This window comes from Streptomyces sp. NBC_01190 (assembly GCF_045039895.1).
Classification (GTDB): domain Bacteria; phylum Actinomycetota; class Actinomycetes; order Streptomycetales; family Streptomycetaceae; genus Actinacidiphila.
The window spans coordinates 5602255-5626902 of the sequence record NZ_CP108580.1 but is presented as its reverse complement, the minus strand read 5'-3'; the positions used below and the strand labels follow the sequence as shown (position 1 = coordinate 5626902).

Annotated in this window: 16 protein-coding genes; 6 read left to right on the top strand and 10 right to left on the bottom strand. The window is 72.9% G+C overall.

The window, feature by feature from the left end:
- Positions 1–24: 24 nt before the first annotated feature.
- The 5 genes from OG519_RS23725 to OG519_RS23705 form a co-directional block, all read right to left on the bottom strand.
- Positions 25–1326 (bottom strand): styrene monooxygenase/indole monooxygenase family protein, encoded by a 1302-nt coding sequence (locus OG519_RS23725; RefSeq protein ID WP_405587445.1) that lies wholly within the window; start codon positions 1324–1326, stop codon positions 25–27.
- Between the two features lie 77 nt (positions 1327–1403).
- A complete protein-coding gene (locus OG519_RS23720; protein WP_405587444.1) occupies positions 1404–2012 on the bottom strand; it encodes a GTP-binding protein in 609 nt (202 codons plus the stop codon).
- Positions 1993–2385, bottom strand: a complete 393-nt coding sequence (locus OG519_RS23715) for a DUF742 domain-containing protein (RefSeq protein ID WP_405587442.1) — start codon at positions 2383–2385, stop codon at positions 1993–1995. Before OG519_RS23715 ends, OG519_RS23720 begins: the two co-directional genes overlap by 20 nt.
- On the bottom strand, positions 2385–3080 hold the full coding sequence (locus tag OG519_RS23710) for a roadblock/LC7 domain-containing protein (protein WP_405587440.1): 696 nt from the start codon (positions 3078–3080) through the stop codon (positions 2385–2387). Before OG519_RS23710 ends, OG519_RS23715 begins: the two co-directional genes overlap by 1 nt.
- Positions 3077–5749 carry a nitrate- and nitrite sensing domain-containing protein gene (locus OG519_RS23705; protein ID WP_405587437.1) on the bottom strand — a complete coding sequence of 891 codons (2673 nt, stop codon included), beginning with the start codon at positions 5747–5749 and terminating at the stop codon, positions 3077–3079. Before OG519_RS23705 ends, OG519_RS23710 begins: the two co-directional genes overlap by 4 nt.
- A gap of 629 nt (positions 5750–6378) precedes the next feature.
- On the opposite strand from OG519_RS23705, the gene OG519_RS23700 reads away from it, so the two are divergent.
- Complete coding sequence (locus OG519_RS23700; protein ID WP_405587435.1) at positions 6379–7149, top strand: hypothetical protein; 771 nt, start codon at positions 6379–6381, stop codon at positions 7147–7149.
- A 69-nt stretch (positions 7150–7218) separates the two neighbouring features.
- Here the strand turns inward: OG519_RS23700 and OG519_RS23695 are convergent, their stop codons facing one another.
- Positions 7219–7692 (bottom strand): MarR family winged helix-turn-helix transcriptional regulator, encoded by a 474-nt coding sequence (locus OG519_RS23695; RefSeq protein WP_405592947.1) that lies wholly within the window; start codon positions 7690–7692, stop codon positions 7219–7221.
- Between the two features lie 418 nt (positions 7693–8110).
- On the opposite strand from OG519_RS23695, the gene OG519_RS23690 reads away from it, so the two are divergent.
- A complete protein-coding gene (locus tag OG519_RS23690; RefSeq protein ID WP_405592945.1) occupies positions 8111–8950 on the top strand; it encodes a lysozyme in 840 nt (279 codons plus the stop codon).
- A 236-nt stretch (positions 8951–9186) separates the two neighbouring features.
- Here the strand turns inward: OG519_RS23690 and lon are convergent, their stop codons facing one another.
- Together lon and OG519_RS23680 are read right to left on the bottom strand one after the other, a co-directional pair.
- On the bottom strand, positions 9187–11619 hold the full coding sequence (gene lon / locus OG519_RS23685) for an endopeptidase La (protein ID WP_405587432.1): 2433 nt from the start codon (positions 11617–11619) through the stop codon (positions 9187–9189).
- Positions 11620–11735: 116 nt separating this feature from the next.
- Entirely contained in the window at positions 11736–12695 is a 960-nt protein-coding gene (locus OG519_RS23680) for a class I SAM-dependent methyltransferase (RefSeq protein WP_405587429.1), read from the bottom strand.
- A gap of 151 nt (positions 12696–12846) precedes the next feature.
- Between OG519_RS23680 and OG519_RS23675 the strand changes: the two genes are divergently transcribed.
- From OG519_RS23675 to OG519_RS23660, 4 genes are all read left to right on the top strand, one after another.
- Complete coding sequence (locus OG519_RS23675; RefSeq protein WP_405587427.1) at positions 12847–13620, top strand: spermidine synthase; 774 nt, start codon at positions 12847–12849, stop codon at positions 13618–13620.
- 69 nt (positions 13621–13689) lie between these two features.
- Positions 13690–14403, top strand: coding sequence for a response regulator transcription factor (locus OG519_RS23670; RefSeq protein ID WP_405587425.1), 714 nt, complete (start codon positions 13690–13692; stop codon positions 14401–14403).
- A 113-nt stretch (positions 14404–14516) separates the two neighbouring features.
- Complete coding sequence (locus OG519_RS23665; RefSeq protein WP_405592943.1) at positions 14517–15596, top strand: ATP-binding protein; 1080 nt, start codon at positions 14517–14519, stop codon at positions 15594–15596.
- A gap of 384 nt (positions 15597–15980) precedes the next feature.
- Entirely contained in the window at positions 15981–19892 is a 3912-nt protein-coding gene (locus OG519_RS23660) for a multifunctional oxoglutarate decarboxylase/oxoglutarate dehydrogenase thiamine pyrophosphate-binding subunit/dihydrolipoyllysine-residue succinyltransferase subunit (protein WP_405587423.1), read from the top strand.
- A 66-nt stretch (positions 19893–19958) separates the two neighbouring features.
- Here OG519_RS23660 and fxsT read toward each other — a convergent pair whose 3' ends face one another.
- A complete protein-coding gene (gene fxsT / locus OG519_RS23655; protein ID WP_405587421.1) occupies positions 19959–22967 on the bottom strand; it encodes an FxSxx-COOH system tetratricopeptide repeat protein in 3009 nt (1002 codons plus the stop codon).
- A 143-nt stretch (positions 22968–23110) separates the two neighbouring features.
- Positions 23111–24640, bottom strand: coding sequence for an aKG-HExxH-type peptide beta-hydroxylase (locus OG519_RS23650; RefSeq protein ID WP_405587419.1), 1530 nt, complete (start codon positions 24638–24640; stop codon positions 23111–23113).
- Positions 24641–24648: the final 8 nt, after the last annotated feature.

Below are 24648 nucleotides of genomic sequence, written 5' to 3'. Positions count from 1 at the left end.
CCGCCGGGCGGGCTCGGCGCGGGCTCAGGAGGTGCGGGACGCCGCTCGCCCGGCCGCCGCGAGGTACGCCTCGGCCTTCGCCTGCTCGAAGAACCACTGCTCGAAGTCGGCCGGGTCGTCGAAGCCGTTGGCGAACCGGTCGGCCACCGGCTGGAGCGCGCCCGCCGCGCCGATCAGGCCGAGTACGTGCTCGGGCGGCGGCGCCAGCATCGCGTTGGTCCACTTGGTGGCCGGAGCGGCGAGCGACCAGTAGTGGGCGAAGGTGCTTTCCATCCACTCCCGGTCGAACGGGCGGTCGCCGTGCGCCACGATGTCGGCCAGGTAGGAGGCCGCACACCGGGCCGCGTTGTTGGCGCCCTGGCCGGTGATCGGGTCGTTGGACACCACCACATCGGCGACCCCCAGCACCAGTCCGCCCGAGGGCAGTTCGCCGACCGGACGGCGGACCGTCGGTGCGAAGCGCCCGGACAGCGTGCCGGCCGCGTCGGTCAGTTCGACGTCGGCCGCCCGTTCGTGCTCGCCCGGGGTGAAGCGCCGCATCAGCTCCAGCGTCAACTTCAGGTGCTCCGCCGGGTCCTTGACGTGCTGGAAGACATCGGCCGGGCCGCCGGGGACGCCCTCCCAGAAAAGGATGTCGGCGGGACCGGACGTGGTGAGGGTCGGGACCACGATCAACTCACCGACGCCGGGGACCAGATCGCAGCGGACCGCGTTGAGGTCCGGGTGTTCCGGGCGCGGGCCCAGGCCGTGCACATACGCCACGGCGAGCGCCCGCTGCGGGGTGTCGTGGAGCGAACGGGCCTCGTCCCGGGCGAACATGGCGCCGAGTTCGCCCTTGCCCGCCGCGACCAGTACCAGGTCGTAGGCGGCGGCGAGGTAGTCCAGGTCGGAGACGGCGACGCCGTGCACCACGACCTTGCCGCCGCGCTCGGCGAAGGTCTCCAGCCAGCCGGCCATCTTCAGGCGCTGGTCGACCGATTGCGCGTAGCCGTCGAGCCGGCCCAGCCAGTCGATCGGCCGCTCCAGCGGCGTGACCGACGGCCCGTCCGGGGCCTGTCCCGCGGCTCCCGGCGGGGTGCCGGGGGCGAAGACCGAGACGCCCAGGCCCTCGATCCGCGGCGCCTGCGACTCCCAGAAGTTCAGCCCGAGATCCCGCTCGTGCCGGAGCGCGGTGGCGAACAGGCACTGCGTCGACATGACGCGTCCGCCGCGTATCTCGTCGGGCGTGCGGCTGGACATGACGGTGACGTCGTAACCCCGCGACTGGAGACCCAGGGCGAGTTGGAGTCCGGCCTGACCGGCTCCGACGATGAGTAATCTGCGCACGGCGGCTCGCTCTCTGGCGGTCGGGCTCTGTTCGTAGGGCGCTGCCGGTCGGGCCCCGGGGCCGGGCCGGCTCCCGCCTACAGGGGCTGTTCGTTCATCGCGTGGGTCACCAGCGAGAGCAGCGCCTGGACCACCGAGTACCGCTCACGGGCGTCGATGATCTCCACCGGGATGTGCCGCGGGACCGCCAGCGCCTCCCGGACGTCGTCCGAGGTGTACTCCGCGGTGCCCTCGAACCGGTTGACGGCCACGGTGTAGGGCAGTCCGGTGCCCTCGAAGTAGTCGAGCGCCGGGAAGCAGTCGGCGAGCCGGCGGGTGTCCGCGAGCACCACCGCGCCTATCGCGCCGCGCACCAGGTCGTCCCACATGAACCAGAACCGCTGCTGGCCCGGCGTCCCGAACACGTAGAGCACGAGGTCCTGTTCGAGGGTGATCCGGCCGAAGTCCATGGCCACCGTGGTGGTGGTCTTGTCCGGGGTGGCGGCGAGGTCGTCCAGTGCCTCGCTGGCCTGGGTCATCACCGCCTCGGTGGTCAGCGGGGTGATCTCCGAGACGGCGCCGACGAAAGTGGTCTTCCCCACGCCGAAGCCGCCCGCGACGACGATCTTCGTGGAGATCGGCGCGCGGGCGTGCTCGGTCTGCCAGTCCTGCAGGCCTTCCTGCTGGTCAAAGCCTGCGAAGTCCACTGAGCACCCTTTCGAGCAGTTCGCGGTCGGGTCTGCCGGGCCCGTGCCCGGTGCCGTACACGCGGATTCGTCCCTGGTCGGCCAGGTCGCTGATCAGGACCCGGACGACCCCGAGCGGCATCCGCAACAACGCGGAGATCTCGGCAACCGACCGCATTCTGCGGCACAGTTCGACGATCGCCCGGAATTCCGGCATGACCCGCTCGGTCCAGCTTCCCCTTGTGAGGGCGGGCTGTTCCTCTGCAGCGTCGATGGTAGCGACGAAGGTCTCGACCAGCAGCACATGTCCGAAGCGGGTTCGCCCGCCGGTGAGAGCGTACGGGCGCACCCTGGACGTCCGGCGGTCGGCTCCGCGATGGGGCAGGGGCACCATCAGTGGGCACTCTCCATGACGGTGCGCAACTCGGTACGCAGCGCCGGAGTGAGTACGTGGCCGGCCCGGCCGACGAACAGGGCCATGTGGTAGCCGACGACGCTGATGTCGCAGTCGGCGGTCGCGTGCACGCCGAGCAGCGAACCATCGCTGATGGATGTGACGAACAGCATGCCGTCGTCCATGGCCACGGTGGTCTGCCGGACCTTGCCGCCGTCCATCAGCCGGGCGGCGCCGAAGGTGAGCGAGGCCACGCCGGAGACGACCGCGGCCAGGTCCATCCGGTTCTCGGCGATCCGCCCGGGACGGCCGGCGCGCTGCGCGGGAATGACCGGCGCGGGGGTCGTCCCGGCGACCGCAGGTGCGCTCTCCTCCGAAGCGCCGTCCGTCGGCGCGGGGGTCGTGGGCGCGGAGGTCGTGGGCGCGGAGGTCGTGGGCGCGGAGGTCGTGGGCGCGGGGGTCGCCGGTGGGGCTGCCGCCGGCCCGGTGCCCGACGGCGCGCTGTCCGCCGACCGGGCGGTGGGCGGCTCGGCGTCCGTCGGCTCGGGCTGCGAGGTGAGCAGGAGCAGTCCGTCGGAGGAGACCACCGCGACCGAGTGGACGCCGGGCACCTCCTCCACGAAGTTCTGCAACAGCCACCGGATGTTGCGGGCGTCGTGGCTCAGTTCACTTGTGTACGTTCCGACCGCGTTCAACGGGTCGCCTCCTCGGCGGTTTCTGCTGGGCCTGCGTGTGCGGCTTCCCCCGGGTCCCCTGTGTCCCCCTGCGTCCGCGGCTCGCCCCGCGGGCCCGACCGGCCCGTGGCTCCTGGCGCCGGTGTCGCGGCGGAGTCGGGGGCCGCGTGGCGTGGTGCGCCGGGCCGGGGCGGGCCGGCCTGCTGGGCCGGCAGCCGAACGGGGCCGCCGGGCGCGCCCTCGGTCGGGACGGTGCCGGCGCTGATCTCCTGCTCGGCGTCCCGCCGGCCGGCCTGCACTCCTCGCTGCAACCCACCGAGCTTGCGCCGGAGTTCGGCCGCGTCGACCGGTCCGCTACGAGGACGGCGCCGTTCCGGCACCTCGGCCCGGCCGGTGGCCCGGGGGGCCCGGCGGGGCAGCCCCATGGGGGTGAACTCCGCGGCGGGCGAGCCGGTTTCGGTGGCTGACCCCGATGCGGCGCCCGCTCCGGCGCCGGCGCCCGCTCCGGCGCCGGCGCCCGCTCCGGCGCCGGCCGCCGGACCGGCCTCGGATTCGGCGCGGTCGTGCCGTTCGGCTTCGGCCGCCGGGAAGTGCGCCGGCTGGGGGGCGCGCACGGACGGCACGGCGGAACCCATGGAAACCGAAACGGCCTCCACCGACGACACCGACGACACCGACGGCGAAGACGGCGGCGCCGGGCGGAGGAAGCCGGGTTCGAGCGGGGGCGGCCCCCCGGCCTCGGGTGGCGGCGGCCCGGTCGGCGCGGCGGGGCGGGCCGGATCGGCCGACCTGGCCCCGGCGAGCGCCGCTTCCAGCGGGGTCACCGGCGGCTCGTCGGGATCGACGGCGGGCAGCAGAAGCTGCGGCAGTACGACGACGGCGGCGGTGCCGCCGCCCGCCTGCGGACGCAACTGGGTGCGGACGCCGTGCCGGTGGGCCAGCCGCGCGACCACATAGAGGCCCATGCCCGCGGCGGCCCCCGGCGGCGGCGGGTCGGCGTCGGCGAGCAACTCGTTGAGTTCGTCGAGCCGTTGGTCGGGCATCCCGATGCCGCTGTCCTCCACCGACAGCATCACCTCGCCGTTCTCCAGCACCCAGCCGGCGAGCCGGACCGGGGAGTCGGGGTCGGAGAACCCGGTCGCGTTGTCGAGGAGTTCGGCGATCAGGTGGCCGATGTCGTCGGCGGCCCGGCCGGCCACCCGGGCGTCGGGCATCCGGTCGATACGCACCCGCTCGTACCGCTCTATCTCCGAGATGGCGGCTCGGGCCACGTCGATGAGCGGGATCGGGCGGGCGGTGGCGCCGTGGCTGTGCTCGGTGCCGGACAGGACCAGCAGGTTCTCGCTGTTGCGCCGCATCCGGGTGGCCAGGTGGTCGAGCTTGAAGAGCTGGTCGAGCCGCTCCGGGTCCTGCTCGCGCTCCTCCAGGCTCTCGATGAGGGCGAGTTGGCGCTCCACCAGGCCGAGGGTGCGCAGGCCGAGGTTGACATAGGTGACCTGGGTGCCGTTGCGGGCGCTGGCCGTCTGGAGCCGGCCGCCCAGCTCCTCGCGGCTGCGCAGCAGGTCGTCACGCGTACGCAGCAGGCCTTCGCGTTCGCTGATCAGGTCGTTGTGCGCGAGCGACAGCGAGTTGCGCTCGGCGGTGAGTTCGTGGACCCGGGCGCGCAGTGCCTGTGCCTCGTGGGTGAGGGCGTTGATCCGGTGGGCGATGGTGGCGAACTCGTCGGTGCCCACGGCCTGCACGCCCTGGCCGCTGGCGGCGTCGGCGCGAGACCAGCGGTGCAGGGCGGCCAGCGGCCGCCTGATGCCGCGGAAGAGGGCGCTGAGTGTGATCACCAGCAGGATCAAGCACAACACTGCATAGGCCGACCGCAGTTCGAGTGCGGTGACCTCGTGGTCGCGGTGGGCGGCGGCCTGTCGGACCGCGTCGGTGGCGGCCACCGCGCGGACCTCGCGCATCAGGGCGAGCCGGGCGGTGAGGGCCTCGTCGGTCGGTTGCGCGCCCAGGGCCGCGTCCGCCGAGGTGAGTTCGGCTCCCCCGAGGAGTTCGGCGAGGTCGCGATCGGCCCGGTGGACGTCGGCGCCGGTGACCGCCGCGTCGTAGCGGTCGCGCAGCCGGGCCGGCGCGGCGGCCCGGAATTCGTCGAGCGCGATCTGTTCCTGGAGGTGCGCGGCCTGCGCCGCGGCGACCGGGCCGCGCTGGCCGCCACCGGCGGTGAGCGCGGCGACCAGCAGGGCGCGCTGGCGGGCGGCGGCGTCCACCGCGCGGCCGAGCGGACCGGTGACCGGGCCCGCGAGCCGGCCGAGCGCGTCGATCAGCGGCTGATAGCCGGCCACGACGGCCTGCGGGCCGCCTTTGCCGCCGGCGGCGGCCGTGCGGACGGCCGGCAGCCCGGCCAGGGCGGCCCGCACCGCGGCGGGGGCGCCCGGCAGCACGTCCTCGGCCGCGCGGTCGGTACGGGCCCGGTCGGCGGCCGTGCGGGCCGCTCCGCCGGCCGCCGCGCCCGCCGCGTGGACCGCCGCGCCGTCGCGCTCGTCGGCCAGGGCGTCGGCCAGCAGGGCGGCGCGGGCGGCCAGTTGGGCCGCCGTCACGGCGTGCCGGGCCGTGCTGAGGTCGTGCGCGGCGAGGGCCACACCGGGGGTGGCGGCGGCGAGGAGCGCGGCGGCGCAGACGAGCAGGGCGGCGAGCATGCGCCGTCCCGCCCGCCCCTCGCGTCGCGGGTGACGTCCTTCTCGCAATGTGGTGCTCTCAATCACGTATCGCCCGGGCCCGGGGTAGCGCACCCCGGGAATATGCAGAAGTCACTCCGACCCTTGCAGCCCGGCGCGGAGGGGGGCCAGGCGTCACCGCCCCGGACACCCGAACGAGTGAATCGCACAGGTGAGTTGACCGACAAGTCCGGCACGGGAAGCTGCCTGCGATTGTCCCCCAGCTACCGCTGGGGGGTGCCCCTGTCCCCGGGCGCCGGGCCCCGCCCGCCGCGATGCCCGGCACGCAACTGCCGGTCAGCACGGGGGCGTCTCCGACTGCGGTTCGCGGCAGCCCCTCGCGCGATTTCCCCGCCCGCGGGCGCGTCGTGGCCTGCCGCGCAGTTCCCCGCACCCCTGACGGGGCAGGTGACAGCCCCTCGCCCGATTTCCCCGCCCGCGGGCGCGTCGTGGCTTGCCGCGCAGTTCCTCGCGCCCCTTTCAGGCAGGTTTCCCCCACCCGGGCAAGCCCCTCGCCCCCGCCAGGGGCGCGAGTAACTGCGCGGGCAACCACGGCGGACGCGCGGACGGGACACAGCCGCAAGCAACCCTCATCCGGCAGACTGAAACCCATGCGGATCGAGACGGCGACCGAGCCGGGCAGGCCCGACGTACCCAACGAGGACTTCGTGGCGGTGGCGGCGCCGGCCGGCGGCCGGGGCGGGGCGGTGGTGCTGCTCGACGGGGTGACACCGCCGCCGGACAACGGCGGCTGTGCGCACTCGGTGCCGTGGTTCACCACCAGACTGGGCGGGGCGCTGCTCGAACTGTCCGTTTCGCGACCAGACTTGGCACTCGCCGCATGTCTCTCCACGGCCATCTCCCGTACCGCCGGGCTTCACCGGGACAGCTGTGATCTTTCTCACCCGCTCACTCCGCAGGCCACCGTGGTCGCGGTGCGCTGGGACGCGGCGGCGGTCGAGCACTTGGTGCTCTCCGACTCGGCGCTGCTGCTCGAAGCCCCGGACGGTTCGGTGACCCCGGTGCTCGACGACCGCATCGACCGGCTGCGGGCGGCGGGCCGGCGGGTGGCGCCACTGCGCAACGTGGCGGGCGGCTTCTTCACCGCCGCCGCCGACCCGGCGGTGGCTTCCCGCGCGGTCACCGGCCGTACGCCCGTCGCCGAGGTGCGCGCGCTGGCCGCGGTCACCGACGGAGCGGCCCGGGGCGTCGAGGTCTTCGGCTCCGACGACTGGCCCGGCCTCTTCGCCCTCGTCCGCAAGGCCGGTCCGCACGCCCTGATCGCCCGCGTCAGGGCGTTGGAGGACGCGGACCCCACCGGCACCGCGGTCCCGCGCGGGAAGCCGTACGACGACGCCACGGCGGTCCTGGTCGAGCTCTGAGCCACCCGGGTGAGCCGGGGCCTGGGAGCAGAGCCCGGCAGCAGGGCCCGGAAGCGGCTGGGGCAGATCTCAAGGCGCGCCGTCGTCGAACTGGAGCTCGTTCAGGCCGTGCAGCAGCCGGGCGAGTTCGGCGATCTCCCCCTGGTCCCAGGCGGCGAGCCGGCGCAGATAGCGGTCGCGCCGGGCGGTGCGGACGCGGTCGAAGCGGTCGCGGCCCTCGTCGGTGAGCCGCATCAGAAAAGCGCGGCCGTCGGCGGGGTCGGGCTCCCTCGCGACCAGGCCCAGTTCCTCCAGGGCCCGGAGCTGACGGCTCATCGTGGCCTTGCCGACGCCGAAGTAGCCGGCCAGTTCGGTGGCCCGTTCCGGCTCAGTCTCCTCCAGCCGGAGCAGCAGTCCGTACGCGGCCGGTTCCAGTTCGGGGTGGACCGCACGGGCCAGCTCACCGGAGACCGCTCTCCCCCGCCGGAAGAGCATGGTCAGCTCCCGCTCCAGCGCGTCGGTGGCGCAGTCCCGCGCGGCTCCGGCCGGCTCGTTCGCCGCCACGTCGGCGGCGTCGGCGGCGGCGTCGGCGGCGGCGGCGGCGTCGGCGCCTGCCGCAGGACCCCGCGGGGGCCCCGCGCCCCACTGGCCGCCGGACACGCCGCCGTTCGTGTCGGTCACACGCTCCCCGCTTTCAGCACCTGAAACTTTTCCCGCTCAGCGGTGGTTTCCGCAGCACGCCAAGTATTTCGCAGGCGTAGACCATCGGCGGTTCCAGGCGCCCCTTCCACGCGCGTAGCGCCCCCCGTACCGTCGCACCTGTCATGGCCCTATCAAGGCCATGCCGAGTCCCCCACCCTGCCAACTGGAGGCACGTATGTCCCACGGAGGTCACTCCGTCGTGCACGGCACCGACTCGGCCCGGACCAGGCCCACCCGCCCGGCCGGTCTCCCCACCTCCGCCACCCGCGCCGCCCTCTCCATGCTGCCCGCCCGGTCCACCCGGCCGGCCCTGCTCACCGTGCTCGCCCTGGTCACGGCCCTGCTCGCCGCGGTCCTCGCCCTGCCGGGGACGGCCCACGCGGCGGCGAGCGGCCCGATGACCCACCCCGAACTGGACTGGATGGGTTCCACCGTCCGCGCCCACGAGGGCGCCGGCGCACCGGCCGGCGGCGGCGCGGCCGTCCCGCTCGCCACCCAGACGCCCGGCATGGACGTCTCCGGCTACCAGGCCAACGTCGACTGGGCCGGCGCCTGGGCCAACGGCGGCAGGTTCGCCTATGTGAAGGCCACCGAGGGCACCTCCTACACCAACCCGTACTTCGCCCAGCAGTACAACGGCTCCTACAACGTCGGCATGATCCGCGGCTCGTACCACTTCGCAGTCCCCGACGTGTCGGCAGGCGCCACCCAGGCCGACTACTTCGTCGCGCACGGCGGCGGCTGGTCCGCCGACGGCAAGACGCTGCCCGGCGCGCTGGACATCGAGTACAACCCGTACGGCGCGACGTGTTACGGCCTCAGCGCCGGCTCGATGGTGAGCTGGATCGCCTCGTTCAGCAACGAATACCACGCCAGGACCGGCCGCTATCCGACGATCTACAGCACCACCGACTGGTGGACCCAGTGCACCGGCAACAGCGGCGCCTTCACCGCCACCAACGCGCTGTGGATCGCCCGCTACACCACCGCCGTCGGCACGCTGCCGGGCGGCTGGGGCTTCCAGACCATCTGGCAGTTCTCCGACGCCGGGGCCTTCCCCGGTGACCAGGACCGGTTCAACGGGGCGATCGACCGGGTGCAGGCGTACGCCAGGGGCTGATCCGCCGGACCGGCCGGCGTACGCACACCGCCGTACGGACGCCGACCGGACCGGACCGACCCGGAACAGATCCAGAGCGGCCCGGGCAGGCCCATACACAAACGGACAGACGTGAGCCGGCCCCCCGCCCGGCAGTTCGGGTGGGGGGCCGGCTCGTACGCGGTTGACGTCTCGGCCACCCGCGGGCCGGCCGGCCCGTCAGGCCGCCAGGTGGCGGCGCCGCGCGACGCGCACCGTCAGGCAGCCACCGGCACCGACTCGGCGCCGGATCCGGCCGGCTCCAGTGCCAGCTTCAGCACCTGCCGGACGTCGCTCACCGGGTGCACCTCGAGCGCTTCCAGGATCTCGGCCGGGACGTCGTCCAGGTCGGCCTCGTTGCGCTTGGGGATGATCACCGTGGTGATCCCGGCCCGGTGCGCGGCCAGCAGCTTCTGCTTGACCCCGCCGATCGGCAGCACCCGGCCGGTCAGCGACACCTCACCGGTCATCGCCACGTCGGTCCGCACGCGCTGACCGGAGAGCAGCGACGCCAGCGCGGACGTCATGGTCACACCGGCGCTCGGGCCGTCCTTCGGCACCGCGCCCGCCGGGACGTGCAGGTGCACGCCGCGCTCCTTCAGATCGCCCACCGGCAACTCCAGTTCGGCGCCGTGCGAGCGCAGGAAGGAGAGCGCGATCTGCGCCGACTCCTTCATCACGTCGCCGAGCTGACCGGTGAGCTGGAGGCCGGAGCCGCCGCTCTCCGGGTCGGCCAGCGACGCCTCGATGTAGAGGACGTCACCGCCCGCGCCGGTGACCGCCAGACCGGTCGCCACCCCGGGCACCGCGGTCCGCCGCTCCGCCGGGTCCTGCGCGGCCTCCGGCACGTGGTGCGGCCGGCCGATGAGAGCCCGCAGATCGCCGGCGCCGACGGTGAAGGGCAGTTCCTGGTCGCCCAGCTCGTGCCGGGCCGCGATCTTCCGCAGGATCCGGGCGATGGTCCGCTCCAGGTTCCGGACGCCGGCCTCACGGGTGTACTCCCCGCTCAGCTTGCGCAGCGCCTCCTCGTCCAGGCTCACCTCGTCGGCCGCCAGGCCCGCCCGCTCCAGTTGGCCGGGGAGCAGGTGGTCGCGGGCGATGACGATCTTCTCGTCCTCGGTGTAGCCGTCGAGCCGCACCAGCTCCATCCGGTCGAGCAGCGGCTCGGGGATGGCTTCCAGCACGTTCGCGGTGGCCAGGAAGACCACGTCCGACAGGTCGAGTTCGACCTCCAGGTAGTGGTCGCGGAAGGTGTGGTTCTGCGCCGGGTCGAGGACCTCCAGCAGGGCGGCCGCCGGGTCGCCCCGGTAGTCGGAGCCGACCTTGTCGATCTCGTCGAGCAGCACCACCGGGTTCATCGACCCGGCTTCCTTGATGGCGCGGACGATCCGGCCGGGCAGCGCGCCGACGTACGTCCTGCGGTGGCCGCGGATCTCCGCCTCGTCGCGGACGCCGCCGAGCGCCACCCGGACGAACTTCCGGCCCATGGCGCGGGCCACCGACTCACCGAGCGAGGTCTTGCCGACGCCGGGCGGGCCGACGAGGGCCAGCACCGCGCCGCCGCGCCGGCCGCCGACCACACCGAGGCCGCGGTCGGCCCGGCGCTTGCGGACGGCCAGGTACTCGGTGATGCGCTCCTTGACGTCGTCGAGTCCCGCGTGGTCCGCGTCGAGCACGGCCCGGGCGCCGGAGACGTCGTACGTGTCCTCGGTGGTGGTGTTCCACGGCAGTTCGAGGACGGTGTCGAGCCAGGTGCGGATCCAGCTTCCCTCCGGGGAGGCGTCCGAGGAGCGTTCCAGCTTCTCGACCTCCTTCAGGGCCGCCTCGCGGACCTTCTCCGGCAGATCGGCGGCCTCCACGCGGGCGCGGTAGTCGTCGCTCTCGTTCTCCGGGTCGCCGTTGAGTTCGGCCAGCTCCTTGCGGACGGCTTCGAGCTGCTGGCGGAGCAGGAACTCGCGCTGCTGCTTCTCCATGCCCTCCTGGACGTCCTTGCGGATCGTCTCGGCGACATCCTGCTCGGCGAGGTGGTCGCGCACCCACTGGATGGCGAGCCGCAGCCGGGCGACCGGGTCGGCGGTCTCCAGCAGCTCCACCCGCTGCGCGACGGTCAGATAAGGGGAGTAGCCCGAGTTGTCGGCGAGCTGGCTCACGTCGTCGATCTGCTGGACGCGGTCCACCACCTGCCAGGCGCCGCGCTTGCGCAGCCAGCTCGTGGCCAGCGCCTTGTATTCCTTGACCAGCTCCGCGACGGTGCCGGGCGCTTCCTGATCGACCGGCTCGTCCACCACGGTGCCCTCGACCCACAGAGCGGCGCCGGGGCCGGTGGTGCCGGCGCCCACCCGGATCCGGGACCGGCCGCGGATGACCGCGCCCGGGTCGCCGTCGGAGAGGCGTCCCACCTGCTCCACGGTGCCGAGCGTGCCGATCGCGGTGTACTTCCCGTCCACCCGCGGCACCAGCAGCACCTGCGGCTTCCCCGATCCCGCGGCCGCCCCGGACCCGCCGAAGGCCGACTGCGCGGCTTCGACGGCGGCCCGGACCTCGGAGTCCGTGAGATCCAGGGGGACGACCATGCCGGGCAGGACGACCTCGTCGTCCAAGGGGAGGACGGGCAGGGTGAGGCGGGCGGGGGTTCGAGGCTCAAATGCCATGATCGCTCCCTATGCAAGCAAGTTGAGTACACCGGACTCAATGCACGGGACCCCGCCGATGTTCCCCCCGCCCTGTTCGCTCTGAGCGATCAGCCGCCTACCCGGAGATCGGCAGGTCAGAGGCGTGCCCGCAGGAAGGCCGAGGTGGCCGCCCGGCCGAGCATCTCGAAGCGGGTGTCCCCGGCCAGATGCCGGTCCGTCGCCTCCTGGACCCCCAACCAGTTCTTGTCGCCGTAGTCGTCGAGGACCACGATGCCGCCGGGCGCGGCGATCGTCTCGGCCCACTCCAGGTCGGCCGCGACACCCGCCGCCGAGTGGTCGCCGTCGACGATGATCACACCGTACGCACGGTCGGAGACGGCCTCGCGGACCTCCGGGTCGGTGGAGAAGCCCTGCTGGACGCGGGCCGCCGCGCCCGCCGCGCCGCCGAGCGCCAGGTTGGCGCGGAGCACGTCCATCCTGACGGGGGTGCCGGTCGGCTCCGAGCCCATGGTGGCGCCGGGCTGGAGCTGATCGCCGGCCAGCGGATCGACGATGGTCAGCCGCGCCTCGACACCGGCCCGGTGCAGCATCGGCAGGAAGGCGGCGGAGAAGAGGCCGTAGAGGGTGCCGATCTCCAGCACCTCGCCGTTCGGCGGGTCGAGCAGCGGCACGGTGGCGAGCTTGCCGCAGACGTTGGAGGTGGTGCCGGCCAGCCGGCCGACGCCCAGCGCTTCGAGGGCTATGACGGTCCGGAAAGCGCCCTTGACGTTCCGGCGGGCGAAGCCGACGTGCTGCCCGGAGACCTTGGCGACCTCCTGGGAGAGCTGCTCGATCTCCTCCCGGGTCGGCATCCGGTTGCGGCCGGCGCCGGGGCGCTCGAAGAGCAGTTCGGCCGGGTAGAGGCGGGTGCGGAGCTCGGCCACCTCCGCCCGCAGGGCCGCGAGATCCTTCCGCATCGCCTCACCGCCGGCGAGCGCCGCCTTGTCCATGTCCTTGCGCAGGCGGGAGACCGGGCGCTGCACCCGCTGGTCGATCAGCGTGGCGGCCGGGCGCAGCAGTCGCCGCGCCACAGGGTTCCTCAGCAGAGATGACATGGGCGGAACCTACGCACGACCACGGCAGGAGTCCATGGCTCAACCCCCAACACCTAAAGAAGTCCTCATATCCCTGCGATGAACTCCCCATCGGTGAACGGGTCTTCTGCCTGCTGGGAGACGCTCGGAGGCACTCGGAGACAATGGGCGCATGTCGCAGCCTCCTGCCACCGGCAACTCCGCCCAACCCGTCGATGCCGATGCCGATGTCAACGCCGAGGTCGATGTCAACGTCAACGCCGACGTCAACGTCGTCGAACGGCACGACGGACCGAACGGGGAGGTGGTGCTGCGGCGGCGCGGCGAGCGCTTCGAGATCATCGCCAACGGCTGCTTCCTGATGGACACCTCCGACGGCCGCTCCGAGCGGCTGCTGGTGGACGCGGCCCTGGACGCGCTGGACGAGGTCCGTCCCCGGGCCGCCGCGAGCGTGCTGATCGGCGGCCTGGGCGTCGGCTTCTCGCTGGCCAGAGCCGCCGCCGAGCCCCGCTGGACGGCGATCACCGTGGTCGAGCGGGAGGCCGCCGTGGTGGCGTGGCACCGGAGCGGCCCGCTGGCCCCGTTCTCCGGGTACGCGCTGGACGATCCACGGGTTTCGGTGCTGCGCGAGGACCTGGTGGCGTACGTGTCGGGGGCCGCACATACGTACGACGGGTACGCCACTTACGACGCATTGTGTCTGGACATCGACAACGGCCCGGACTGGACCGTCACCGAGGACAACGGGAGTCTTTACACGCCGGCCGGTCTCGCGGCCTGCCGGGAACGGCTGAATCCCGGGGGTGTGCTCGCCCTCTGGTCGGCCCGGCCGTCGGCCGCCTTCGAGGAGGCGCTGCGCGCGGCGGGCTTCTTACGGGTGCGCACACTGGAGGTCCCGGTCGAACGCGGTGTGCCCGACGTGGTGCACGTAGCTGTCAAGGCGTGAAGGCGACATAGTCAGGGCGGTCGCCCGCCCCGTACGCTCCTCGTATTCGGACGACCTTGTGGGGCGGAAGTGGACAGCACGCAGACTTCGGGCGCGCAGCGCCGGGTGCTGGTCGTCGAGGACGACCAGACGATAACGCAGGCGATCGCGGCCCGGCTCCAGGCGGAAGGGTTCCAGGTACGGACCGCGGGGGACGGCCCGTCCGCCGTGGAGGCGGCCCACTCCTGGCAGCCCGACCTGCTGGTCCTGGATGTGATGCTGCCCGGCTACGACGGGCTGGAGGTCTGCCGCCGGGTGCAGGCCGACCGGCCGGTGCCGGTGCTCATGCTGACCGCCAGGGACGACGAGACCGACATGCTGGTGGGGCTCGGCGTCGGCGCCGACGACTACATGACCAAGCCGTTCTCCATGCGGGAGCTGGCCGCCCGGGTCCATGTGCTGCTGCGCCGGATGGAGCGCGCCGCGACCGCCGCGCACACCCCGCGCGGCGCCAGCATCCACCTCGGCGACCTGGAGATCGACCACACCCAGCGCCGGGTGCGGGTGGCGGGCTCGGACATCCATCTGACGCCCACCGAGTTCGAGCTGCTGGTCTGTCTGGCCCAGCAGCCCCGGGCGGTGCTCTCCCGTGAGCAGTTGCTGGCCGAGGTGTGGGACTGGGCGGACGCCTCCGGCACCCGTACCGTCGACAGCCACGTCAAGGCGCTGCGCCGGAAGATCGGCGCCGAGCGGATCCGTACCGTGCACGGGGTGGGGTACGCGCTGGAGACCCCCGCGCCATGACCGCGGGGGCGCAGCGGCCGGCGGAACGGGCGCGCGGGACGGCCGGCCCCGATGGCGCACGCGAGCGGATCGCCGAGGACGCGGGGCCGGACCGCCGGCGCGCCGGCCGGGTGATGAACGGCTGTTGGCGGCGGATCTGGGCGGCACTGCGGCCCTGGGACCCGTTCCGCTCGATCAAGGCGGCGCTCCAGCTCCTGGTGATCGTCTCGGTGCTGATCACCACCCTGCTGGTGATCGTGGCGATCCACTCGGCCACCGAGCTGCGGGTGATCACCATCTTCTCGATCATCGCCTCGCTGCTGATCACCCAGATCGTCGCCAACGGGCTGACCGCGCCGCTGCGCGAGATGACCGCGGTGGCCAGGGCGATGGCCGGCGGCGACTACAGCCGCCGGGTGACCCGGGTGCGCCGGGACGAGGTGGGCGAGCTGGCCGGCACCTTCAACCGGATGGCCGCCGACCTGGCCGCCGTCGACCGGCACCGCAAGGAGCTGGTGGCGAACGTCTCGCACGAGCTGCGGACCCCGATCGCGGCGCTGCGGGCGGTGCTGGAGAACGTGGTGGACGGGGTGTCGGCCGCCGACCCCGAGACGATGCGGCTCGCCCTCCAGCAGACCGAGCGGCTCGGCAAGCTGGTCAGCCAGTTGCTGGACCTCTCCCGGCTGGACAGCGGGGCGGTCCGGCTGGACGCCAAGCGGTTCGAGGTGTGGCCGTATCTGTCGGCGGTGCTGCGGACCGCCAGCCTGGGCATGGGCAGCACCAAGCCCACCGGCTCCCGCTCCCGGCCGCGGGCCGACGTCCATCTGCACCTCGATGTCTCGCCACCGGAGCTGGTCGCGTACGCGGACGGGGAGCGGCTCCACCAGGTGGTGGCCAACCTGGTGGACAACGCGGTCAAGCACAGCCCGCCCGGCGGCCGGGTGACGGTCAGGGCCCGCGGCGGCGCCACCCCCGGCAGCCTGGACCTGGACGTGCGCGACGAGGGCCCCGGTATCCCCGAGGCGGACCGCAAGCGGGTCTTCGACCGCTTCCACCGCGGCTCCCACCCGGGCGGCGACGGTGGTACGGGGCTGGGCCTCGCCATCGCTCGCTGGGCGGTGGATCTGCACGGCGGCCGGATCGAAGTGGCCGAATCTCCTCGCGGTTGCCGGATCCACGTCACCCTTCCGGGTGGACCGATGGCATCACCTTGACGAACGCGCCGCCCGCCGAGGCACCCCGACCGCACCCGGACGCCGTACCTTGGCGAACCCCCGCCGCACCCCGCCGTACCCTGGCGAACCCCGCCGTACCCTGGCGAACCCCGCCGTACCCTGACGGCCGTTCGGGGCCCCGGGTGCATCATGGAGGGGACGCCGCCTGGCCGGCGCGCGGCCGACGCTGCCCGCGCTTCATGCGAAGAACCGCCTGAACCCTGAAGAGGGACCACTTTCCCGCCAGGAATGGCGCCGAAACCACGTTCAGGGTGTGACATGCGCGACGACTGGACCCCACGCCAGCGAGCAGGGGTCTTGAAGGCGTAGCCTTAATTCCCGCTGTCCACCATTTTTGTGAAGCGGAAGAGGGCGGTTGCCGCCGTGTCGCCACAGTCCCCCAATAGCTCTAGCGTCTCGACCGACCATCAAGCGCAGGGCGATGGCCCCGCCGCGGGTTTCGGCCCGAACGAGTGGCTCGTCGATGAGATCTACCAGCAGTACCTCCAGGACCCGAACTCGGTAGACCGAGCCTGGTGGGACTTCTTCGCGGACTACAAGCCGGACGGCTCCGCCGCTCCGGCCGCACCCGCGGGGCAGGGCGGCGCCTCGGGCGCGGCCGCCCGGGCCGTCGCGGGTGGCGCTCCCGCCCCCGCCGCTCCCCCCGTCGCCTCGGTCCCGGTGGTCGGGCCCGCCACGATCGTGCCGCCGGCCACCCCGGCCCCCGCGGCGCCGGCTCCGGCTCCCACCCCGGCCGCCGCTCAGGCGCCCGCACCGGCCGCCCAGGCCGCGGCGCCGGCTCAGCCGGCCGCCCCCGCGCGTCCGGCCGCACCGGCCAAGGCGCCCGCACCCGCGGCGCCCGCCGCCCCGGCCGGGCCCGCCGCGAAGGCGGCCGCCAACGGCGGGACACCCGCCGAGCACGAGACCGAGTACGTCACCCTGCGCGGCCCGGCCGCCGCCGTGGCCAAGAACATGAGCGCCTCCATCGAGGTGCCCACCGCCACGTCGGTGCGGGCCATTCCGGTGAAGCTGCTCTTCGACAACCGCATCGTCATCAACAACCACCTCAAGCGGGCGCGCGGCGGCAAGGTCTCCTTCACCCACCTCATCGGCTACGCCATGGTGCAGGCGCTGAAGGCGATGCCGTCGATGAACAACTCCTTCGCGGAGAAGGACGGCAAGCCCACGCTGGTCAAGCCCGAGCACATCAACCTGGGCCTGGCCATCGACCTGGTGAAACCCAACGGCGACCGCCAACTCGTCGTCGCGGCCATCAAGAAGGCCGAGACGCTGAACTTCTTCGAGTTCTGGCAGTCCTACGAGGACATCGTCCGCCGGGCCCGCAACGGCAAGCTGACGATGGATGACTTCTCGGGTGTCACCGCGTCGTTGACCAACCCCGGCGGCCTCGGCACCGTGCACTCGGTGCCGCGGCTGATGCCCGGTCAGTCGATGATCCTCGGCGTCGGCTCGATGGACTACCCGGCCGAGTTCCAGGGCACCTCCCAGGACACCCTGAACAAGCTGGGCATCTCCAAGGTCATGACGCTGACCAGCACCTACGACCACCGGGTCATCCAGGGCGCGGCGTCCGGCGAGTTCCTGCGGATCCTCAACCAACTGCTGCTCGGCGAGAACGACTTCTTCGACGACGTCTTCGCCGCGCTGCGCATCCCGTACGAGCCGGTCCGCTGGCGCACCGACATCGACACCGCGCACGACGACGACGTGACCAAGGCGGCCCGGGTCTTCGAGCTGATCCACTCCTACCGGGTCCGCGGCCATGTGATGGCCGACACCGACCCGCTGGAGTACCGCCAGCGCAAGCACCCCGACCTGGACGTGCTGGAGCACGGGCTGACGCTGTGGGACCTGGAGCGGGAGTTCGCCGTCGGCGGCTTCGCCGGCAAGTCCCTGATGAAGCTGCGCGACATCCTCGGCGTGCTGCGCGACTCCTACTGCCGCACCGTCGGCGTGGAGTTCATGCACATCCAGGACCCCAAGCAGCGCAAGTGGATCCAGGACCGCATCGAGCGCCCGCACGCCAAGCCCGAGCGTGAGGAGCAGTTGCGGATCCTGCGCCGGCTCAACGCGGCCGAGGCCTTCGAGACCTTCCTGCAGACCAAGTACGTGGGCCAGAAGCGCTTCTCGCTCGAAGGCGGCGAGTCCGTCATCCCGCTGCTCGACGCGGTGATCGACGCCGCCGCCGAGTCGCGGCTCGACGAGACCGTGATCGGTATGGCGCACCGCGGCCGGCTCAATGTGCTGGCCAACATCGTCGGCAAGTCCTACGCCCAGATCTTCCGCGAGTTCGAGGGCAACCTGGACCCGAAGTCGATGCACGGCTCCGGCGACGTCAAGTACCACCTGGGCGCCGAGGGCACCTTCACCGGTCTGGACGGCGAGCAGATCAAGGTCTCGCTGGCCGCCAACCCCTCGCACCTGGAGGCGGTCGACCCGGTGGTCGAGGGCATCGCCCGCGCCAAGCAGGACATCATCAACAAGGCGGGCACCGACTTCACCGTGCTGCCGATCGCGCTGCACGGCGACGCCGCCTTCGCCGGCCAGGGCGTGGTCGCGGAGACGCTGAACATGTCCCAGCTCCGCGGCTACCGCACCGGCGGCACCGTGCACGTGGTCATCAACAACCAGGTCGGCTTCACCGCCGCCCCGGAGTCGGCCCGCTCCTCGATGTACTGCACCGACGTGGCCCGGATGATCGAGGCGCCGATCTTCCACGTCAACGGCGACGACCCGGAGGCCGTGGTCCGCGTGGCGCGGCTCGCCTTCGAGTTCCGGCAGGCGTTCAACAAGGACGTCGTGATCGACCTGATCTGCTACCGCCGCCGCGGCCACAACGAGTCGGACAACCCGGCCTTCACCCAGCCGCTGATGTACGACCTGATCGACAAGAAGCGCTCGGTGCGCAAGCTCTACACCGAGTCGCTGATCGGACGCGGCGACATCACCCTGGAAGAGGCCGAGCAGGCGCTCCAGGACTACCAGGGGCAGTTGGAGAAGGTCTTCACCGAGGTGCGCGAGGCCGCCTCCGCGCCGGCCGAGCCCGCCACCCAGCAGCCCGCCGCCCCGCAGCCGGACTTCCCGGTCGCGATGCCCACCGCGGTCTCCGCCGAGGTGGTCAAGCGGATCGCCGCGTCGCAGGTGAACATCCCCGAGAACGTCACCGTGCACCCGCGGCTGATGCCGCAGCTCCAGCGCCGGGCGACCATGGTCGAGGACGGCACCATCGACTGGGGCATGGGCGAGACGCTGGCGATCGGTTCACTGCTGCTGGAGGGCACCCCGGTGCGGCTGGCCGGCCAGGACTCCCGGCGCGGCACCTTCGGCCAGCGGCACGCGGTGCTCATCGACCGGGAGACCGGCGAGGACTACACCCCGTTGCAGTACCTCGCGGAGGACCAGGCCCGTTACAACGTCTACGACTCGCTGCTCAGCGAGTACGCGGCGATGGGCTTCGAGTACGGCTACTCGCTCGCCAGGCCGGACGCGCTGGTGATGTGGGAGGCGCAGTTCGGCGACTTCGTCAACGGCGCGGCGACCATCGTCGACGAGTTCATCTCGTCGGCCGAGCAGAAGTGGGGCCAGACCTCCGGCGTCACCCTGCTGCTGCCGCACGGCTACGAGGGCCAGGGCCCGGACCACTCCTCGGCCCGGATCGAGCGCTTCCTCCAGCTCTGCGCGCAGAACAACATGACGGTCGCCGTCCCGTCCACCCCGGCCAACTACTTCCACCTGCTGCGCTGGCAGGTGCACAACCCGCACCACAAGCCGCTGATCGTCTTCACCCCGAAGTCGATGCTGCGGCTGAAGGCGGCGGCGTCGAAGGCCGAGGACTTCACCACCGGGCAGTTCCAGCCGGTGATCGGTGACACCACGGTGAACCCGGAGGCGGTGCGCAAGGTCGTCTTCTGCTCCGGCAAGGTCTACTACGACCTGATCGAGGAGCGGGAGAAGCGCGGCGCCAACGATGTGGCGTTCATCCGCATCGAGCGGCTCTACCCGCTGCCCGGCACCGAGATCCAGGCCGCGGTGGCCCCGTACACCAAGGCGCAGAAGTTCGTCTGGGCCCAGGCCGAACCGGCCAACCAGGGCGCCTGGCCGTTCATCGCGCTCAACCTGATCGACCACCTGGACCTGCTCCTCGGCGCGGCCCCGGACAACGCGGACCGGCTCCGCCGGGTCTCCCGCCCGGCGTCGTCGTCCCCGGCGGTCGGCTCGGCGAAGCGGCACGCGCAGCAGCAGGAGGAGCTCATCCGCGAGGTCTTCGAGATCTGACCTCGCCCGAGCGGCGGCCGACGGCCGGGGGCCCGTACCACGTCGGTACGGGCCCCCGGCCGTCGGTCAGGAGCTGAACGGCTCGAAGTCCCAGTGCGGGCGGGTGCGGGACATGGCCGCCACCGTGTGCGGGTGCTGTCGGCCGAGCGTCGCGGCGAGCGCGTCCAGCGCCTCCTCCTCGATCTTGTCGGCCTCCTGCCGTCTGCGCAGGTTCCGCAGGTCGGCGGCGAGCGCGAGCCGGCAGGAGAGCGTCAGCGGGTGGTGCTTGCCGAGTCCCGCCGCCGCCCGGTCCCCGGTGATCCGGCTCAGCTCGGCGGCGCTGTCCGGGTCGCCGCCGAGATTGCGGGCGGAGGCCGCGTTGAGCGCGCAGCCCAGCGTCCAGTAGTGGTCGGGGCCGAGCACCCGGGTCATGGCGTCCAGCGCGTCCTCGATCTCGATCTGCGACCGCTGGCGTTCGCCGGAGGCCCGCAGGATCAGGCCGTGGTTGCCGAGCGCGCCGGCGGTGAGCGGGTGCCGCTCGCCGAGCCGGTCCCGGTAGCGGGTCAGCACCCGTTCGTTGAGGTCACGGGCCCGGTCCAGGTCGCCGTGGTCCCGTTCGAAACTGGACAGGGTGAGCGCCACCCGCAGGCTGAGCGGGTCGTAGTCGCCGCGCACCCGCTCACAGCGTTCCAGCAGGCCGGCCAGCAGATGGCCGGCCCGGGTCCGGTCGCCACCGCGGTGGTAGCACTGGGCCAGGTTGTGCTCGGCGCGCAGGGTCTGCGGGTTGTCCACGCCGAGCACGGTGCGGTGCACCTCGGAGTTGCGCTCCTGCACCGACAGCGCCTGGTCGTAACGGCCCAGCAGCCGCAGGTCGTGGGCGTAGGAGTTCTCCGAGGAGAGCGTCCAGTTGTTGCGGTCGCGCAGCAGCTCGCGGCGGATCTCCATGGTGTCGCGGTCGAGTTGGAGCGCGTCCTCGAAGCGGCCGAGCAGCCGGTAGGTGAGCGCCATGTTGTTCTGCGCCATCAGCGTCACCGGGTCGCGGTCGCCGAGCAGTTCGAGATAGGCGTCCCTGACCGATTCCGACAGGGCCAGCGTCTCGGCGTACCGGCCCAGGTTGCGCAGGTCGGAGGCGAGGTTGGCGGCGGCGCGCAGGGTGAGCAGATCGCGTGGGCCGCGGTCGGCGAGCAGCCGTTCGTACGCCTCGCGGTCCACTCGCTCGGTGGTGGTGTAGTCACCGGTGGCCCGCAGCAGATTGGCCTGGTGGTGCACGAGGTCCCACAGCCGGGGATGGCCGGCCTCCAGCAGCCGTGGCCAGTGCTCGCCGGCGAGTTCGGCGACGCGCAGACCGGTACGGTACTCGCCGGAGAGATAGAGATACCGCAGACAGTTGATGACGGTCATCTGGATCTCGGGGTTGGTGCTCTCCAGCGCGCCCGAGGCCGACAGGTGCGGGACGATCTCGGCGTACCGCGGCCAGAGCCGGGTGTCGTTGGGGCGGCCGGGGTCGGCGGCGGAGAGGATCTTGCGGACCACCCGGGAGTAGGTGTTCTGCTCCTCCTCCAGCATGTCGCTGCGCACGGCCTGGTAGACCAGCCGGTGCATCTGGACGACCTCGGTGGATCCTGGCGGCTCCTCGGTGCCGACCTCCTGCGGGTCGGACTGGATCACCGACCACTGGGCGAGCTTGCCGATCGCCGAGTTCCACAGCAGTGGGTCCTCGATCAGCCCGGCGAGCTGCTCGGGCATGTCCCGGATGGGCAGGTCCCGCAGCAGCCGGACCGGGATCGGCCCGGGGGCGAAGAAAACGCACAGCCGCAGCAGGTCCACCGCTTCCGGCTTGTCCTCGCGCAGCCGGTTCAGCAGTATCGAGAAGGCGGTGTAGTAGGTCATCTGGAAGTCGGCGGCGACCTTCAGCCCGGACTCCACGTCGGCGCCGCGGCGCAGCATCTCGATGTACTCGTCGACCGGCATGGCCGAGTCGTTGAGCGAGCCGGCGTTCTGGTCCAGGGCCAGGGCCAGGTCGCCGAGGGCCTCGGCGAGCTTGTTGGCGTCGGTGTCGTCGATCCGCGGCGCCCGGCGGCGGATGAAGGCGACCGACTCCACCCGGTCGTAGACCGGCACTTCGATGAGCGCGCTGTTGTGCTCGCCCCACTCGCGGTTCTGCGAGGTGATCAGCACATGACCGGGTCCGGTGGGCATCAGGTCGTGGATCTCGTCGGGGCGGTCGGCGCCGTCCAGCACGATCAGCCAGCGGTAGTACGGATCGCCGCGGCGCAGCGCGTCGTGCACGGCGCGCAGCCGCTCGCCGTACTCCCGGCCGGTGGTGAGCCTCAGGGCCGGGGCGAGCGCGGCCAGCTTCTCCCGGAGGGTGCCGCGTTCGGCCGCGCGGACCCACCACACCACGTCGTACTCGGGGGCGAACCGATAGACGTACTCGGCGGCGATATGGGTCTTGCCCACACCGGACAGGCCGTGCAGGGTGGCGACGGCGGCGCCGGGCTCGGCCTGCTGGAGCTGCTGGTGGAGGTCGGCGATCAGCTCCTCCCGGCCGGTGAAGCGGGTGTTGCGGCGCGGCACACCGCCCCAGACGGCCGGCGGTTCCAGCGGGAAGCGCGGGCCGCTGCCGGCGCCCAGGGTGTCGGTGCTGGACGAGCCGCCGGACGGGGTGATGTCGAGCCGGGCCAGCAGCCGGCGCTCGGCCTCGGCCGCGCCGAGGCCCCACAGGTCGGCGGCGCCGAGGGCGGCGACGGCGGTCGGCAGCGCGGCGGTGGTGACGGAGACGGCGGCGAAGCGGTCGCTGTTGGCCGGGACGACCTCGCGCAGCGCGGTGTTCCAGTCCTGCTGGGTGCGCGGACCGAGCCGGAAATACCACTCGCTGAGCACGATCAGCACCCGGCCCTCGGAGAGCAGCAGGTCGCGTAATCCCTGCTCGATGTCGGCCTCGGGGGTGACGTCCCAGCGCTGGAGCACCACCTGCCGGCCGTGTTTCTCCAGCCGGCTGGCGATCCACGACGCCCAGGCCCTGTTGTATCCCGCGAAGCTGACGGTCACGGGTGCCCGCTCCACCGCCGCCGCGGTGTTCCGCCCTCCGGCCATGTGACCGACCCCCTCGTTGCGCGTGTGACGATCCGACAGCCCCCTGACCAACCGATCGGGCCGCTGAGCCAGAAACTACACCGATCAGGTCCGCCGCCGGTCCGGCATCATGCCCCTTCCTGTGGATAAGTACTGGTTCACCGTCAGCGCCGACCGCGCCGCCAGATCACCCGGCTGGTCTCGACGTACGCCGTCGCGCGGGCGAGATGGCCGTTCGGCGGCGCGTGCTCCCTGAGTCGAGTGTGATGGGCCGCCATCGCCTTGACCAGGGTGAACCCGTGCGGGGTCAGCCGGCTGGAGCCGAGCAGTTGCGGCAGCGCGGCGCCCACCTGCTGGCGGCAGCGGCAGTGGTCGGCCCAGGCCGCGTCCCGGTGGGCCGGCGAGGCGTCGCTGAGCGCCACGTCCAGATGGAAGTCGGCCAGTGCCAGATGGGCGTAGGCGCCCTGGAAGAGGCCGTCGAAGGGGCGCGGGTCGGGGCGCCAGGGGGCCCAGTATCCGGGGGTGCCGTCGGCGGTGTGCAGCACCGTCAGCGCGGACAGGGCCAGCAGCTTGGCGTGCTGGAGTTCGTGGACGAGGGTGGCGGCGAGGTCGAGTCCGCCGCGCGGGGTGCTGCTCAGCAGCGCGCCGAACGCCTCGCCGCGGGTCGCGCTGCACCGGGCGGTCGCCGAACCGGCCAGCGGCACGAAGCAGTCGAGCAGCGCGTCCACTTCACGGGCCCGCGAGCCGTCCCCCAGGCCCAGCCAGACCTGGGCGTCCTGCCACGCGGTGCGCCAGCGGGCGTGCTCGGCGCCGTCAAGGGCCGCGACGGCGGTCAGACCGTAGGGGTTGGTGGGGTGCTCCTCGTCGCGGTACGGGTCGGCGTCGTCCAGCAGCACGGTGCGGCCGCTCGCCGAGCGCAGCGCCCGTAGCGGGAGCCAGCCGGGCGCGGCCGACCGCCACACCCCGTCCGGGCCGGGACGGATCACCACCGGACGGGCCGCGCCGCCGGGCCCGGGGCCGCGGCTGACCCGCCGGGAGCGGGCCTGGCGGGAGCCGTCGTGCTGGGAGCCGTCCTGCCAGGGGCCGTCGTGCCGGGACCCGTCCGGCAACGGATCCTCCCGCCACGGGTCCTCCCGCCGGGAGCCGCCGTACGGAGCCGGCTCTGGGCCCGCGGCCGTCCACAGCCACAGCGCGCGGCCGTCGCCCGCCACCCGGGCCCGGGTGTGGCCGGCCGGCGGCCGGTAGTTGCCCAGCGTCGGCAGCAGCACCGCCCCCTCGTGGAGCGGCAGGTCGGCGGCGAACCGCAGCCCGGCGCGAGCGGCCGCCGCGGCCGCGATCGACCCGAGGTGGCCGAGCCCGGCGACCGGCGGCGGCTCGCCCCGGCCGAGCGCCCGCAGACAGCGCTCGGCCCACGCTCCGGTCAGCGGATAGTGCACCACCGCGCGGGCCGCGCCGGGATCGGCCCGCTCGGCGCGTTCGAGCAACCGCCAGTCGCGGGTGAGCCGTTCGGCGGCGCCGGCCGGCAACACCCCGGCCGGCGCGGCCCGTACCGCGTCGAGCAGGGCCCGCAGGGTGAGCAGCCGCCGGCCCCGCTGCCCGGCCACCAGCGCCTCCAGGGACTCCGGGTCGCCACGGGTCGCCCCGAGGGCCGTCAGTATCCCGTCACCGACCGCCGCCCCGTTCACACCGATCACCGCACCGC